We start from the raw sequence: 16,230 nt of genomic DNA, 5'->3' as shown, positions 1-16,230 counted from the left end.
GGCAAACAATCAATGCAAAACAAGACCATAAAATATAGCGATCTATTGGCCGATTGGTTAAAAGAAAAAGGATATACCCACTGCTTTTACGTGGCGGGCGGCAATATCATGCACATTCTCGCCAGCGTGAATCGTCATTTCAAATGCGTTAGCGTGGTGCATGAGGTGGCAGCCGGTATAGCAGCAGAATATTTCAACGAAATAAGCACCGATGGCAAAGCCTTTGCTCTGGTAACCGCCGGTCCCGGCTTAACCAATATTGTCACCGCAGTGGCGGGTGCTTATTTGGAGAGCCGGGAATTGTTGGTGATAGGTGGGCAAGTAAAGACAGCCGATCTTTGCCGGCAACAAGTACGCCAGCGCGGCATTCAAGAGATTGATGGTGTGGATATAGTCAAGCCGATCACCTCAAAATCAGTGCTGATGGATAGCTTGATTTCCTGTGAGGCATTTAATCGGATTATCGACGCCGGGGTTACAGGCCGCAAAGGTCCGGTGTTTCTTGAAATTCCGTTGGATATTCAAGGTGCGCCAGTTGATGTAAACGATCCGCTATGCGAATTTGTTCCAGCCGCTAAACAAGCAATTCCACCTATACATTCAGCCGAAATCCAACGCCTAATCGACGATGTTCGCACGGCAAAACGGCCGTTTTTATTGATTGGAGCGGGTGTTGCCAGACAGACGGTAGAAAAGATATACGAGGCTTTGGAACCCATGGGTATTCCTTTGGCAACCACATGGAATGGCGCGGATAGGGTGGCAGCGGATCACCCTTTGTATTTTGGCCGCCCCAATACCTGGGGGCAACGTTACAGCAATTTATTGATGCAACAAGCCGATTTGCTGATCGCACTGGGAACCCGTTTGGGTCTGCAACAAACCGGGTTTAACTGGCAGGAGTTCGTACCTAACGGCAGAGTAGTGCAAGTGGAATGCGACCCTACCGAGCTTAGCAAAGGCCATCCCCGCGTCGATTGCGGTTTGCAAGGCGATGCCAATCAAGTGTTACAAGCATTGGCGGCAGCTAGCCTTGGCGAGCATGCCGAATGGGTGGCTTTTTGCCAAAAAGTGAAAGCCCAATTGCCGTTGATCGAGCCGATCAATAACACGGCAGAGCATTATTTATCGCCGTACGATTTTGTCAGCCGTTTGTCGGTACACTGCCGAGACACGGATAATGTCATTCCTTGCAGTAGCGGTGGAGCCTTTACCGTGATGATGCAAACCTTCGCCCAACAGCGCGGCCAACACATTGTGACAAACAAGGGCTTGGCATCGATGGGGTACGGTTTGAGCGGAGCAATAGGCGCGGCTTTCGCCTATCCGCAGCGCAGGACAGTTCTAGTGGAAGGCGATGGTGGATTTGCCCAAAATTTACAGGAGTTGGGCACGGTTGCTGTCAATAAGTTAAATCTGAAAATTTTCATTTTTAACGATAATGGCTATGCATCCATTCGCATGACGCAAAGAAATTATTTTAATGGTGCCTATATTGGTTGCGACCAGTCCTCGGGATTGGGTTTGCCGGATTGGCTAACCTTATTTAAAGCCTTTAATCTGCCTTGTATCAAACTCGATGCCAATTTCGAGCAAGACCCGGAATTCCAACGCCTATTCGCAAGCGATGAACCGGCTGGGTTTGTTGTACCGATAGATCCGGAACAAACCTATTTTCCCAAAATTACCAGTAGGGTAACGGAAACAGGTTCGATGCAATCAAATCCCTTGCACCAAATGACTCCGGACTTGGATGAGAATCTATATTCCGTAGTAGCGCAATATTTGCAATAAACATATCCAGTATGAATAGAAAACTAATCTCAGTGGTAATTCCTGCTTATAACGAGCAGGACAATGTTGATGAATTGGCTAAACAATTAACAGCAGTATTTGCGGAAAATAGCGCATACGATTTTGAAGCTATTATCGTAGAGAACGGTTCTCAAGATAATACCTACGAAAAGCTCTGCGCGGTACATGAGAAAGATCCGCGGTTTAAAATTGTGCAACTGGCGCGTAATTTTAGAATGGATGGCGGCATTACAGCTGGACTGAATTATGCGTCTGGTGATGCTGCCGTGATCATGACTGCGGATTTGCAAGATCCACCACATTTAATAACTCAGTTCATCAAAAAATGGGAAGAGGGATATGAAAACGTTTACGGTATTGTTACCAAACGTAATGGCACGGGCTTAATTCGCCGTTTTAACTCGCAATTGTTTTATTGGGTGGCCAACGGTTTGACCAACGGCATGGTTCCCAGAAATGTTAGCGACTTCAGGCTGATTGATAGAAAAGTATACGAAACCATCAATTCCATACACGAACGCAACCGTTTTATTCGTGGACTATTCGCCTGGGTGGGATATAAATCCATAGGTATTGAGCATGAGCGTGCCGAACGTTTTGCCGGCGTATCAGGAGCTCACACTTTCAAGGTTATCGAACTGGCGTTAAAAGGCATATTGGCCCATTCTTATGTGCCTTTAAAGCTTATTACTATATTGGGAATAACCATATCTGCGGCGTCTTTTATCCTATTAGTATGGACAATAGTAAAAGCAATATTCTGGGGTGTGCCGTTTGCTGGATATGGGACCATTATGACCGTTATGTTTTTGATGTTCGGAATATTATTTACTATGTTGGGTATTGTTGCAGAATATATTGGTTTGATATACGAGGAAGTGAAGAATCGACCTAATTTTATCGTGAGAAAGCAAGTTGGGTTCAATAACTAAACGTTTTTGGGGTAACGAAAAAATTCGTTATTTATTTGTAGGTTTGTACAATACCGCTTTTGGGTATGGTTTTTTTGCAGTTATTTGGTTTTTCCTACACCATGATTTACATTATGTGTGGCTTTTAATCATAAGTCATTTTGTATCGGTGATTAATGCATATTTGGGTTATAGGATTTATGTGTTTCGCGTGAAAGGGCGGTGGTTGAAAGAATTTTTTAGGTTTAATATGGTTTACCTTGGTGCTTTTGGTTTTAATTTAATAGCATTACCTCTTTTGGTCGAGAGACTTAATCTACATACATTGATTGCCCAAGCAATTATAGTATCTATTACTGTGATAAGCAGTTATATCTTGCATCGCCGATTTTCTTTTAAAAAGAATGGTGCGCAAAGTAAGTTATCTTAAATTTACTATCTAGTATGGATGGCATATTGAATGACTTCAGCTGATAGTGTTTGTGTAAAAAATAAAAATATTCATTGGTGGTTTGTCTGGATAATCTTTTCAGAGTTGGTTTTTCTGATCTTTTTTGTCAAGTATTTTGAATCCAGCGGTTATGCAATGCCGCCATTTTTCTTTGCGCCTTTAGATACATTTATGGACTTCTATAATACAAATTATTGGAGTCTAAATGATGGGCGTTATGACATATGGCAATCAATTTATCCGATAAGCGTATTTGCATTGGCGCAAATGTTAGTGCCGGATTATTGTGCTTCCGTTGTTTTACCGGCAGAGTTACGAGATTGCTCGCCATATTCTATCGCTTGGCTATTTTTGTTTTATTTTTGTGCAATTTTTGTATGTACAAAATTAATCGTAAAGCAGGTGGGTATAAAATATATTTCGGTTGAGATTGTTATATTTCTTGCGTTGCTGATGCAATTTCCCGGGCTTTATGCGTTAGAAAGAGGCAACTATATTATAGTTGCTTTTATGTTGTTGGCTTTTTCTCAGGCTTTTGGCGCCAATTGGAAAGGCGCAGTATTTCTTGCGTTGGCTATAAATATTAAGCAGTATTTAATAGTGCTCTGGTTCGTGCCGTTTTTTAAAAGAGAATATACATACTTTCTGATAAGTTTTTTTGCATCATTATTGATTAATCAAATAAGTATGATTGTCTTGGAAGATGGAAACTATAGGCAAATTTTCGAAAATATGTTTTCTTTTTCCGGCGCTGTTAATTCGGATTTTTTTCAGAAAGTTTGGTACACAACTTCGCTTAGTTCATGGTCGAAAGCTGTCTTTTACTATCAGGACAGGATTCCGGTAATCCTCTATTTGACTGCGCACTTTTTAAGGTGGTTTGTTCTTTTTGTTGCGGCGTCTATTTTATTTTTATCGGCGCGAAAAGCTCATTTTTTTACTTGGGAGCAATTAAGCGTAGTTGTTTTGCTTTCTATGATGGTCGCTACTGATTCCCCTGGTGGGTATGCAGTTATTTTGTTACTGCCATATTTAAGTGCAATTTTAATTGGAAGTTATGCTAATAAATATAGAAGGATAATCATGTTTGTGCTGTTGATTCCTCTGGATTTTGTGGTTGGTCCGATAATTGAGTTCAATCAATTTAGTTTTCTTTCGCAGCATTACGTGGATGTATCAACCGGATTGACATTTGGTGCATATATTCGTCCATTTTGTCTGCTTTTCATGTTGATAATCATGAGTTACCCGGTTTTAGTATCTTTAAGGAAATTTTCATGACATTTAAAAGCCTAGTTGATGCGCTTATACAAAATAAAGGATATATAGGTTTAAATCTCCTATTGTGGGTTTTGATGGCCTTTATTTTACTGGAAGTAATGCCTGTTAAATATGAGGCGCAAGTTATAATTAAATTAGGTCAATTTGATAACGATACGCCCATTGCTGGCGCGGCGGAATCCATCGAATATTTACGTAACTCAGAAACCTTAATTTCGGTGGCGACTGCTAATAACGTATCTCCTACGGGCCTTTCAAAGAGAATTAGGACGCATCCTATCGATAATAATAAAGCAATTAAGATACTAGTCCATTGGGATTCTGTTGACGATGCTGAACGCTTAGTTTCTGCTTTAGCTCAGAAAATTGTCGATCATCATCAGCAAAAATTAAACAAAGAACTCAATAGTGTCAAAAGTGAAATACTTTATTGGGAGAAAATTTTAGACAAGAAAGAATGCAATAGTCAGGTCGTTGAAACAATTTCCCAGCTAAAATTGATTATTTTGAGCATGAGGCCAACAGAAATCGTGGCTCCCGCGTCAAAGTCATTTGATATTGTATCTATCGATTATATAACGGTATATTTGGTGGCGTTATTTATGTGGATGTTTTCAAGTTTGCTAATTGTTGAATATCATAGGTCGTGAGTCTATAGGTTGTATTTTATAGTCGGATAATCTATTCAAATCATGGTGATTTCTCAAAAAAACTATTTGGCAATCGCTGTCAGTGGTTTGTGTATTCTGTCTTTAATTGTTTGGCGTGACATGCCTTATTATCCTGATGAAGTTGCATTGCAATTCTATGCGGGAAGGTTTATTCAGGATAAGGGCGTTTCTCACGGGTTGTTTGCACTTTGCTCGGCTTGGGGGCTGAAAGTCCCGATGCTGCTTGCATTACCAGCGTGGTTATTGTCTAAAACTATGCTTTTGGTAAATCCTGTGCAGTTTCGTATTTTTCCATTATTGGTTACTTTGACGATAGCATTATATGTGGCTAAGAAGGCTGTCAAGGGTGTAAATCCACTTGCGGTACTAATTATTTCAACAGGATTTATTGGGGTTGCTGGCTCCGGGCTAACGATGGCTCGTCCTGAATTTATTCATTTGCTTAATTTGCTTTTCTGCTTACTCTCATTTGTTTATTGGGATAATTCTGAAGTTCGTAAGCTTTATATCGGTATTTTTGTATTGGTTGGTTTGCTGGCTAGTGCATCATTGTCGGTTTATGTGCATATTCAAGGGGTGTTATTTGTTCCGCTGTCTATAGTTCTTGCAATATTACTATGTCGATCATTCACGTATAAAATTATTCCCACGATATTATCTGTTGCATATTTGTTCGGTATGTCAATTGCAGCTATTATTGGGTTTAGTCGGGGCATGTCATGCGACAATTACCCTGGTATACAGAGTTATTTGTCTTCTATGACAGTTGATATACATGCAGTTGTATTGCAGGGATTCTTTAGCTGGGTTAATAATAACTTTGTCGGTTATTCTCAGCCGTTTCTTTATAATAGTGAATATGCGATTGGTTACTTGCCCTCCGTCGAACCTGAGTCTATAGTTTATTTTATTAAACTAAGGTTTTTAAATTGGTTTATACGGATTATTCTGTTTTTTAATCTTTTTATATTTTTTTGGGTTTTATTTTTTAGCGTTTTTAAGATGATTAATGGGTTATTTTGTTATTTTAAGGCGAAATACACCTGTAAAAAATATTTTGATATAAAATATTTGCTTCTGTGTTTGATTGTTTCTCCGATTGTTTTTTTGTATGCTTATGACGCGGCTCATAATTTTTATAGGACTTTTTTTCTTAATTATGTAATTGTTGTTGTTGTTTGTCTATCTCTTGCTGGTTTTAGGTCTGGATACTTTAAGCATCTTATAAATATATATGCGTTAGTCTGTGTTTGTGTAGTTGCTTCATCCCTACTTGTGAATTTTGTATTATTCAACAAATATTTAAAGGAAGGCTTTGTGGGTCCATCAATTGCGTTGAATAGTCTCGGCGCAGTTAATCATGATATTTTGGAGTTGGCTAGCGCATGTAAACTGAATATGGATAAAGGCAGAATTATTGTCGACGATTTAACCTATGAAAGCATGAAGCGTTTTTCTATACTATTTCCAATTACCTATCTCGACTTGCAGGGGCAGCTGACTGGCTTGGGCACTAAAAGAGTGCTTGATATTGCTAAGCCTAGAGGGGTTATTGCTAGGTGTAGTTATGTTGAGCACGCAGGGCTAGTATATGAACATAAAAATAACGGGTTGTGTTGTGCAAACTATAACTATCTATAAAAATAAATTATTTGGTAACTTAGTTGTGTAGGTGTTTATTTCGTGTTTTATATCTTGCGCTCATAAGTATTTAAAATGGTTTGATTTATAACATGCAGGCTTATCTGGCTTATAAGGAATTTTGTTAATATGAAAAAGGTAGCCATCCTTCAATCAAATTATATCCCTTGGAAAGGCTATTTTGACATTATTGCTGCAGTAGATGAGTTTATTCTATATGACGATATGCAATATACTCGTCGAGATTGGCGGAATCGCAATCAAATTAAGACGCCTCAAGGTCTTCAATGGTTAACAATTCCCGTGCAAGTGAAAGGTAAGTATCTTCAGAAGATTCGAGAAACCCAAATTGATGGCAATGACTGGTCGGGAATGCATTGGAAAGCACTTGAGCAAAACTATCGTCGAACTCCTTATTTTGATGAGATTGCCTCACTTATTGAACCTATCTATAAAGGCGAATCTTTCATATATATCTCCCAGTTGAACCGGAGGTTTATTGAGGTTGTTTGTAAATATTTAGGTATACAAACTGTAATATCTAATTCATGGGATTACCATCTTATTGATGGTAAAACAGAACGCCTTGCAAATCTTTGTGTTCAAGCTGGTGGTTCAGAATATATTTCAGGTCCATCCGCTAAAGGCTATATTGACGAACACGTATTTGGAGAAATAGGTATCAAGCTTACGTGGTTCGATTATGCTGGATATCCTGAGTACCCGCAACTTTGGGGTGATTTCACGCATGGTGTTACCATACTGGATCTTTTGTTCAATTGCGGTAAAGATTCGCGTAGTTATATGAGGTATGTTAGCCCATGAAGCTTTCAATTGTTGCTACTCTTTATCAATCGGCACTATATATTAATGAGTTCCATGCTAGGGCAACCGCTGCCGCGATTGAATTAACAGGTGGTGAATACGAAATAATACTAGTTAACGACGGTTCTCCGGATAACAGTCTCGATCTTGCTGTAAAGCTTAGTGAGCAAGATCCCCATGTGATTGTTGTCGATCTGTCGCGTAATTTCGGCCATCACAAAGCGATGATGACCGGTTTATCGATAGCGCAAGGTGAGCGAGTGTTTTTGATTGATAGCGATCTTGAGGAAGAACCAGAATGGTTGCTACCTTTCATAAGGCAAATGGAATCGGAGGCATGCGATGTTGTATACGGCATTCAATCCAAGCGCAAAGGAGGTTTTTTTGAAAGAATCACTGGTGTTTTGTTTTATGGTTTATTTCGAGTTTTTACTGGAATAGCTCAGCCAAATAATATCGTCACTGCCCGGCTAATGTCACGAAGGTACGTTGAAGCCTTGCTGTTACATCAGGAACGGGAAATTAATATTGGCGGACTTTGGATTATCACTGGGTTTAAACAATGCCAATCAATTGTCAAAAAACACTCAAGTAGCCCCTCGACATACTCTATCTCTCGAAGATTTAGTCATTTCGTCAACGCGGTAACATCTTTTAGTAGTCTTCCATTAGTATTCACATTCTACTCAGGATTCGTTATCTCGATTTCCGCATTGATCTACATTGCCTATCTTTCTTTCAGGTTTTTTTTCATCGCTTCGCCGCCTAGTGGATACACTTCAATTATTGCATCAATATGGTTGTTTTCTGGATTGATTATTTTTTTTATTGGCGTGCAAGGTATTTACATATCAAAGGTATTTTCCGAGGTCAAACAACGGCCATATACGATAATTCGGCATGTTTATAGACATGTTCAACAATCGCGAGGTGCAAAATGACAGTTAATAGTATACCTAGTGGTTCATATGGAGTTTGGCAGCAGTGTCAAGTGGAGTCAGTGATTGATGAGGTTGTTGAGCAAGTTACAAGAGTTGGTTATGCAGTTGTTGACGGGGGCTATTCGTTATCTGAGCTGAAGGATATTTCGGATGAATTTAATCGTATTCGAAAGAGATATATTTCGATGTACGGAGAACAATTGCTTAGAGATATAAATGAATATCACACTATTCGGTCGCCTTTAACTCATAATGGAGGAGTTGGCGTTTTTATTGGTCTTGCTTTGAATGAAAATCTTCTGTTAGTGCTACGGCGCTTGATTTCAGGAAAGTTTGTGCTTAATCAGCAAAATGGAGTTATCAATCCTCCGCTAGAGACTTATAATCAAGGAGCTTGGCATCGGGATTTGCCTTATCAGCACTTTGTGTCTACAAAACCTCTCGCTATCAATGCCTTATTCTGTGTTGACGATTTTACATTTGAAAATGGGGCAACATTTGTACTTCCTGCATCGCATTTATCAGAACCATTTCCTTCGTTAAGTTATATTCAACGTAATGCTATACAAGTAGAGGCAAAAGCTGGTTCATTTATTGTGCTCGATTGTATGCTGTTTCATTCCGGTGGGTTTAATAAAACAAATTATGAGCGTCGCGCGGTTAATCATCTCTATAACATCCCGTTTTTTAAACAACAGATTAGTATACCAAACAATATAAATGATAATACATTATCTCAAGAGGCAAAAGAAATTCTTGGATATGATTATATGGAAGCGAGTTCCGTTGGGCAATATTTCGCAATGCGTAAAAATAAATATTACTGATTATTGGCTCGCTATTTTAGGAAAAACTAAATGGTTAACAAAAATATTTCCTTATATAAGGCATTTTCTGATCCTGTTGTACAAAGTGAGCTTAAGCTTGATGGCTTCAACGGATTAGTTAATAGTAACGGTGTATTGTATAAATTTGTAAACTCCAACCCGTTGGTTATCGATTTTATTGAGCCGTATTCTTTAACAGAAACTGATGATATTAATCTGAAAATGTATAATTCAGAGGGATCTACCGAAATTTATCGTAATTTTTTAAACTGGCTTTTCGAAACATTTGATGAGCAAGAGTCCTTTTTCAGAGTTAAAACTATAAATCGTTTAAACCTTGCTAAAGGTATGAAGGTTTTAGTTATTGGGTGTGGTCTGGGTGAGGATATTCCGCTGATTATGAATATTATTGGCGAAGAAGGTGAATTACATGCTCAGGATTTTAGTTTGGCAATGGTTAAAAAAAGCAGTGACATAAATAAATTTAATAATTTATGTTTTTCTGTTTCAAATGCCAAATCTCTTCCTTATGCATCTAGGTATTTTGATGCGGTTTATCATTTTGGTGGTATTAATTTATTTGGAGATATTGGGAAGGCTATTTCTGAGATGGAGCGTGTATGCAAGATTGGCGGTAAAGTGATGTTTGGTGATGAAGGGATTGCATCACATTTAAGAGGTACTCCGTATGCAGAAATAGCAATTAATAATAATAGATTGTGGGCCTCTAATGCTCCCTTGGACGCGCTTCCATACAATGCAGATAATATTGAGATAACCTATGTTTTAGGAAATTGCTTTTATCTTATTTCTTTTTCTCCGTATATTGGTTTTCCAAAAATGAATATAGATGTTATTCATAAAGGATTGCGTGGAGGTACGGCGAGGACCAGGTATTTTGGAATGCTTGAAGGTGTTACTGAATTGTCAAAAAACAGATTAATAAGTGAAGCAAAAAAAAGAGGTATATCAATTCATGATTTAATGGAAGAAATTATTAATGATAAACTGTCTAACATATAACATAATGTTTAATAGCTACGGCGTGACTCCTGCTCGCAACGATGCGGTTATTTTTGATTCATATATTTGTTTAATAGTTTAGATTGCCCGATATTATGACTGCTGAAAAACTAATTAAAGACATAGGGAATTACTACGGTAGAAAGATTGTCGAGCATGGGGTAAGTCCTAAGGGTGTGGACTGGAATGGAGAGGCTAGCCAAGTTTTGCGGTTCAGTCAATTATGTAAATTGCTTGACGCGGGTGCCTGCGATGAGTTTTCTATAACCGATTATGGTTGTGGTTATGCCGCATTGGCGGACTATTTGGCAGCTCGTTTCGAAAAATTTGAGTACCTCGGATACGATGTCTCCGCTGAAATGATCGATGCTGCGAGGATAGAGCATTGCGATCAGTCAAATGTTAGGTTTAATGTTGGAAGTCAAATGCTAGAAGTCACAGATTATTGTTTGGCAAGCGGCGTTTTTAACGTCAAGCTTGAGTATTCAGACGATACTTGGATTGATTATATTCATACGACTTTGGATGCTATGTCCCAATATGCCAGTCGAGGATTTGCGTTTAATTGTCTTACCGCTTATTCGGACGCAGATAAGATGCGCGATTACCTCTATTATGCGGACCCGTGTGCCTTGTTTGATTTGTGTAAGCGCCGCTATTCGCGAAATGTGGCTTTGCTGCATGATTATGGGCTGTATGAGTTCACGATATTGGTAAGGAAATAATTATGAAGAATCGGCTTGTAATTTTCGGTTGCGGTGAAATAGCACAGCTTGCCTATTTTTATTTCAGTAATGACTCAGATTATGAAGTCGTGGCTTTTACAGTTGACAGAGCATATATAACGGACTCATTTTTTTGCGGTCTTCCAGTCGTGGCATTTGAAGATATTATTCTGCAGTATAGCCCAGAAGAGTATGAGTGTTTTATCGCACTTAGTTACTCGAAACTAAATGCAGTTCGTAAAGAAAAGTATTCGTCGGCCAAAGCAAAAGGATACCAGTTAGCAAGTTATGTTAGTAGCAGGGCTACAATTTTAAACGAAGGGCGAATTGGTGATAACTGTTTTATTTTTGAAGACAACACAATTCAGCCTTACGTTACGATTGGTAATAACGTAACACTTTGGAGCGGCAATCACATCGGTCATCACTCTACTATTAAAGATCATTGCTTCATCGCCTCTCATGTCGTTATTTCTGGAGGGGTCGAAATTGGGGAGCAATGTTTCGTTGGTGTTAACGCGACAATCAGAGATCACATTAAAATTGGCGAAAAATGCGTTATTGGAGCTGGAGCATTGTTGCTCGTGAATGCTGAACCCGAAGGTGTTTACATGGGAATGGCAACAGATCGATCAAAAATTCCAAGTACCAGATTAAGGGGAATATGAATAGCAAATGGCAAAAGCTAGGACTGCTCTACAGTACCCCTAGTAACGGGCTTCATCCCAAACTCATGACCCATGCTTCAAATCCTCTGCCCGTGTTACTGAAAGATGATGTATACCGTATTTTTTTTAGCGGCAGAGATGCGAATAATCGCTCTTCGGTTGGTGCAGTTGATATCGATATCCTAACACGCGAACTTGTTTGTGAGCATAGTGAACCCTTTTTTGTACATGGACCTGAGGGTTGTTTTTATGCTGACGGCGTTAGCATCGGTAATTGCTATGAGGTTAATGGGATAACCTATATGCTTTTTATGGGTTGGCAGACGCCTAAACAGGGGCATTGGCGGGGCGATATTGGTAGATTGATTTTAAAGCCGGATTGGAGTTTAGAGCTAGATTCTGATATTCCTCTAATGGGATCTGATGATGTTGATCCCATAAGTCTTTCTTATCCTTGGGTCCAAAAGGATGAGAACGGTTATAGCATGTGGTATAGCTCAGTTACAACTTGGGATATTGGCAATGGAGAAATGTTAGCTCCGATCAAATACGCTTCTTCTCATGACGGACACAAATGGAATCGTAAAGGGTTAGCAATACCTTACGAAATTGGAAGAGCGCAAGCCTTTTCTAGGCCCACAGTTATAGGTGATTCAGAAAACGGATTTAAGATGTGGTTCTCCTATCGAAGCGATATTGGAGGTAAATACCGAATTGGATATTCTTTTAGTAATGATGGAAAGCAGTGGGAGTTATCCTTGGCAGACGCGGGCATTGATGTTTCTATTTATGGATGGGATTCTGAAATGATTGAGTATCCATTTGTTTTTGAGCACAAAGGCCATCGATATATGCTCTATAACGGCAATGGCTTTGGCAAGACAGGGTTTGGATTGGCTGTTTTAACTTATGGGTAATATGTCTTTGCCACAAAAGAGAAGTCGAAGTTCAGTAAAACAATTATTTCGCTACGGAGTTGTTGGAGTTTTCAGTAACTCGGTGGGTTATATGGTTTATTTACTGGTTACTTATTTTGGAGGGGCTCCTAAGATAACCATGACTTGTCTATATGCTGTTGGGGCTGTTATTGGCTTTATTGGCAACCGTAAACTGACATTCGCGCACTCGGGAAGTTTGCTTGGAGCTGGAGTCCGTTACGCAATTGTACATTGCGTAGGATATTTTATTAACCTTGGGATACTTATCGTAATGGTTGATAAGCTTGGATACCCACATGAGTTAGTTCAAGCGGCGGCGATTTTTATCGTGGCTTTGTTCCTTTTTTTTACATTCAAGTTTTTCGTTTTTACGGCTTCTGGAAGTGTTAATGCGGGTAAGGTATGAGACATTGCTTAGCTTGTAACTCGCAATATGATACTAAAAACTCTAACTGTTTAAGTTGTGGATTTAGCCCCTGCAATATAGACGGTTTTGATTCTTACGCGCCTGATTATGCTCGTGGTGGCGGAGGCTTTAAGGCAAGTTATTTTTCGGAGTTAGCTTGTCTTGAATCATCTAATTTCTGGTTCCAATCGAGAAATAAAATAATTTTGTGGGCGTTGAAAAAATACTCTCCAAGCCTAAGAGATTTTCTTGAAATAGGTTGTGGTACTGGTTTTGTGTTGAGCGCAATTCAAAATTCTTTTCCAGATGTGGCAGTTAATGGAAGCGAAATTTTCGTCGAAGGGCTAGGATTTGCTGCGAAGCGAGTTCCTTCAGCTAATCTCATGCAAATGGATGCTCGGCAAATTCCCTTTATGGATGAATTTGATGCTATTGGAGCTTTCGATGTACTCGAACACATCAAAGAAGATGAGCTTGTTCTTAGTCAGATTCATAAGGCATTGAAGTCCAAAGGAGTGCTATTGCTCACTGTGCCTCAGCATGCGTGGTTATGGAGCGTTGCTGACGAATATGCACTTCATGAACGTCGTTATTCTGCTATAGAGATTTATAAAAAGGTAGAGATGGCGGGGTTTAGAATCGTCAGAAGTACGTCTTTTGTGTCTTTGATTTTGCCTGCGATGATATTTTCTAGGTTTTTTAAAAAGAATAAGGACGAGAAATTTGATCCCACATCTGAGCTTAAAATTGATCCTTGGTTGAATATATTATTCGCTAGCTTGTTAAGGATTGAGCTTGCAGGGATAAAGTTTGGAATGAATTATCCCTTAGGTGGATCCCGACTTATAGTTGCTACGAAGATTTAAAGTATGAAAAATATGCATAATACTATTCCTTTTAATTGGCCTTATATGACAGGCAAGGAGTTGTACTATATAGCCGAAGCTCATTTCAATGGAAGCTTGGCTGGTGATGGGCCTTTTACCAAGAGATGTCATGGCTGGATAGAGGAGCGTACCCATTGTAGTAAAGCTTTATTAACTCACTCATGCACGGCTGCGCTGGAGATGGCTGCATTACTATTGGATATTCAGCCTGGTGACGAGATCATTATGCCGTCTTATACCTTTGTTTCAACGGCCAATGCCTTTGTGTTACGTGGTGGCGTGCCAGTTTTTGTGGATATCCGAGAGGATACCTTGAATCTGGACGAGCGATTGATCGAATCAGCTATTACGCCGCGAACGAAGGCGATTGTACCAGTTCATTACGCTGGGGTTGGGTGCGAAATGGACACAATTATGGCTATTTCTGAGCGCCATGATCTTAAGGTTGTAGAGGATGCCGCGCAAGGTGTCATGGCCAGTTATAAAGGGAGCATGTTAGGAAGCATCGGTGATCTTGGGACATATAGTTTTCATGAAACCAAGAATGTTATATCTGGAGAGGGTGGAGCTATATTAGTAAACGATCCTGACCTAGCATTGCGTGCCGAAATTGTTCGAGAAAAGGGTACTGATCGCAGTCGTTTTTTCCGTGGTGAAGTTGATAAATATACCTGGCAAGAAGTTGGCTCATCATTTTTGCCTGGTGAATTGATCGCTGCTTTTCTCTGGGCTCAGCTTGAAGATTCTGAGCGCATAACACATGAGCGGCTGGTAAGCTGGCAGCGTTACCATGAGATATTGGAGCCTCTCGAATCGAAAGGTGTTCTACGCCGACCTATTGTCCCTGATAGTTGTCAACATAATGCCCATATGTACTACGTGCTATTGGCTTCTGATATTGATCGGCAACAAGTATTGAATGAGTTCAAGCGTAATGACATCACGTCAGTGTTTCACTATGTTCCGTTGCATTCTTCGCCGGCTGGGGAACGATATGGAAGAGTTCACGGCGAACTTGAAGTTACCAATTCGCGCTCAGAAAAATTGATACGTTTGCCGCTTTGGGTTGGACTTACTTCGGAGCAGCAAAGACGAGTTGTGGATGTGCTGGAATATGTTACGAGCAAGGGGTAGATTTTGCCTGCTATGTGTTTACTTCATTGAAAATTCATTGATGAGGCAAGCATGACCAACTTTGGGCAATGGAATAATCAACTACTGGAGCCAGTATTGATTACCTATAATAGGGCCTCGTGCTTAAAAGAAACATTGCAAACTTTTCTCGATGCCGGTCTGACCGAGATGCGTCTGCATGTTCTGGATAATGCATCGACAGATGAGACAGGTGATGTTGTGGCTGCATATCAGGAGCAATGGCCTAATCTGCAATATCATCGTAACAAATATAATATTGGCGGTAACGGTAATATTTTGCGAGCGGTGGAAATAACTGATTCAAAATATTGCTGGATTATCGGCGATGATGATGACTGGCATCTAGAATTTATTTTAGAGTTAATTTTTGCACTGAAAAATAGCGATGCCGATATTATTCGTTTGGGTTGGCTGGTAGAGGATAAGCATAGAGGTCAACTTATCAGTGCACTGGATTTGGCTCAAAATGAATCGTTGTTTTTTGCTAGTATTAGCATGATTTCCGCAACAATAACTAGGCGTTCTATTTTGGCGGCTTATTTGCCAAATTCTTACATGAATATTGGCGATGCTTACCCTCAATTAGTACCAGCCATCCTTGCCGTGCAACAAACGCCTCTCCTTGTTTATAGTACCAAAAATAACTTAATGACACATACTCCAAATACCGGCCCAGGATATTATTTCGGTGATTTGGAATGGTATGCTGCTTGGTTCAGAACCAGTAGGTTTCTAACGGACACAAAACTCCGTATAAAATTTATTGGGGAAATCACTCGGTATATGACAAGGGACAGGAATAGTAAGAACGGCTGCTTATGGTTGGTTAAAGTCGCTTTAAACTATAAAGCCCAAGGTATAAATCAATTCAATTATTTGTTGTCTATGCTGGCATATGGTGATGGTTGGCGCGGTCGCATCCTAATCGTATTGCTGGTCTATTGCTTAATGCCCGGCCGTTTGGCAGGAGGCTTGCGGCGATTTTATCGTAAGCTTTTTAATTTACCCGAGAGAACTTTAACTATTGATCGATCCAGGCTTTGATTTTTTTGCCGAATTGAATTT

General features: G+C 39.7%; 17 protein-coding genes. All 17 read left to right on the top strand.

The features are described 5' to 3' along the window. Positions 1-12: 12 nt before the first annotated feature. The 17 genes from JL719_RS15610 to JL719_RS15530 all read left to right on the top strand — a co-directional run bounded on the left by JL719_RS15610 (position 13) and on the right by JL719_RS15530 (position 16,209). The gene (locus JL719_RS15610) at positions 13-1,794 is read left to right on the top strand and encodes a thiamine pyrophosphate-binding protein (RefSeq protein ID WP_174843458.1); all 1,782 of its coding nucleotides are present in this window, start codon (positions 13-15) and stop codon (positions 1,792-1,794) included. A gap of 11 nt (positions 1,795-1,805) precedes the next feature. Beyond that, positions 1,806-2,747 carry a glycosyltransferase family 2 protein gene (locus JL719_RS15605; protein ID WP_033155237.1) on the top strand — a complete coding sequence of 314 codons (942 nt, stop codon included), beginning with the start codon at positions 1,806-1,808 and terminating at the stop codon, positions 2,745-2,747. Continuing rightward, on the top strand, positions 2,731-3,156 hold the full coding sequence (locus tag JL719_RS15600; protein ID WP_084153194.1) for a GtrA family protein: 426 nt from the start codon (positions 2,731-2,733) through the stop codon (positions 3,154-3,156). The genes JL719_RS15605 and JL719_RS15600 overlap by 17 nt, the downstream gene beginning before the upstream one ends. A gap of 30 nt (positions 3,157-3,186) precedes the next feature. Next, complete coding sequence (locus tag JL719_RS15595; RefSeq protein ID WP_033155236.1) at positions 3,187-4,458, top strand: hypothetical protein; 1,272 nt, start codon at positions 3,187-3,189, stop codon at positions 4,456-4,458. Beyond that, positions 4,455-5,108, top strand: coding sequence for a hypothetical protein (locus JL719_RS15590; RefSeq protein ID WP_033155235.1), 654 nt, complete (start codon positions 4,455-4,457; stop codon positions 5,106-5,108). The genes JL719_RS15595 and JL719_RS15590 overlap by 4 nt, the downstream gene beginning before the upstream one ends. A 42-nt stretch (positions 5,109-5,150) precedes the next feature. Next, positions 5,151-6,770 (top strand): hypothetical protein, encoded by a 1,620-nt coding sequence (locus tag JL719_RS15585; RefSeq protein ID WP_033155234.1) that lies wholly within the window; start codon positions 5,151-5,153, stop codon positions 6,768-6,770. Between the two features lie 129 nt (positions 6,771-6,899). Further along, complete coding sequence (locus tag JL719_RS15580) at positions 6,900-7,595, top strand: WbqC family protein (protein ID WP_033155233.1); 696 nt, start codon at positions 6,900-6,902, stop codon at positions 7,593-7,595. Then, positions 7,592-8,536, top strand: a complete 945-nt coding sequence (locus JL719_RS15575; RefSeq protein ID WP_033155232.1) for a glycosyltransferase family 2 protein — start codon at positions 7,592-7,594, stop codon at positions 8,534-8,536. The genes JL719_RS15580 and JL719_RS15575 overlap by 4 nt, the downstream gene beginning before the upstream one ends. Next, the gene (locus JL719_RS15570; RefSeq protein WP_033155231.1) at positions 8,533-9,363 is read left to right on the top strand and encodes a phytanoyl-CoA dioxygenase family protein; all 831 of its coding nucleotides are present in this window, start codon (positions 8,533-8,535) and stop codon (positions 9,361-9,363) included. The genes JL719_RS15575 and JL719_RS15570 overlap by 4 nt, the downstream gene beginning before the upstream one ends. Before the next feature lie 30 nt (positions 9,364-9,393). Further along, entirely contained in the window at positions 9,394-10,386 is a 993-nt protein-coding gene (locus tag JL719_RS15565) for a class I SAM-dependent methyltransferase (RefSeq protein ID WP_051669599.1), read from the top strand. Positions 10,387-10,481: 95 nt separating this feature from the next. Beyond that, complete coding sequence (locus JL719_RS15560) at positions 10,482-11,111, top strand: methyltransferase domain-containing protein (RefSeq protein ID WP_033155230.1); 630 nt, start codon at positions 10,482-10,484, stop codon at positions 11,109-11,111. Between the two features lie 2 nt (positions 11,112-11,113). Continuing rightward, entirely contained in the window at positions 11,114-11,779 is a 666-nt protein-coding gene (locus JL719_RS15555) for an acetyltransferase (RefSeq protein ID WP_033155229.1), read from the top strand. Next, positions 11,776-12,696: a glycoside hydrolase family protein gene (locus JL719_RS15550; protein WP_033155228.1), complete on the top strand. Its 921-nt coding sequence runs from the start codon at positions 11,776-11,778 to the stop codon at positions 12,694-12,696. Before JL719_RS15555 ends, JL719_RS15550 begins: the two co-directional genes overlap by 4 nt. 1 nt (position 12,697) lies before the next feature. After that, positions 12,698-13,123, top strand: a complete 426-nt coding sequence (locus JL719_RS15545) for a GtrA family protein (RefSeq protein WP_033155741.1) — start codon at positions 12,698-12,700, stop codon at positions 13,121-13,123. Beyond that, positions 13,120-13,989, top strand: coding sequence for a class I SAM-dependent methyltransferase (locus tag JL719_RS15540; RefSeq protein ID WP_084153193.1), 870 nt, complete (start codon positions 13,120-13,122; stop codon positions 13,987-13,989). Before JL719_RS15545 ends, JL719_RS15540 begins: the two co-directional genes overlap by 4 nt. Positions 13,990-13,992: 3 nt before the next feature. After that, entirely contained in the window at positions 13,993-15,144 is a 1,152-nt protein-coding gene (gene rffA / locus JL719_RS15535) for a dTDP-4-amino-4,6-dideoxygalactose transaminase (RefSeq protein ID WP_225892865.1), read from the top strand. 51 nt (positions 15,145-15,195) lie between these two features. Beyond that, positions 15,196-16,209 (top strand): glycosyltransferase family 2 protein, encoded by a 1,014-nt coding sequence (locus tag JL719_RS15530; protein ID WP_033155227.1) that lies wholly within the window; start codon positions 15,196-15,198, stop codon positions 16,207-16,209. The last annotated feature ends 21 nt before the right edge of the window (positions 16,210-16,230 follow it).

Origin of the sequence: Methylomonas sp. LW13, from assembly GCF_016865255.1 — a bacterium.
Taxonomy (GTDB): Bacteria; Pseudomonadota; Gammaproteobacteria; order Methylococcales; family Methylomonadaceae; genus Methylomonas.
The sequence above is the reverse complement of the archived record's forward strand: the minus strand, read 5'-3'. Positions and strand labels throughout refer to the sequence as shown.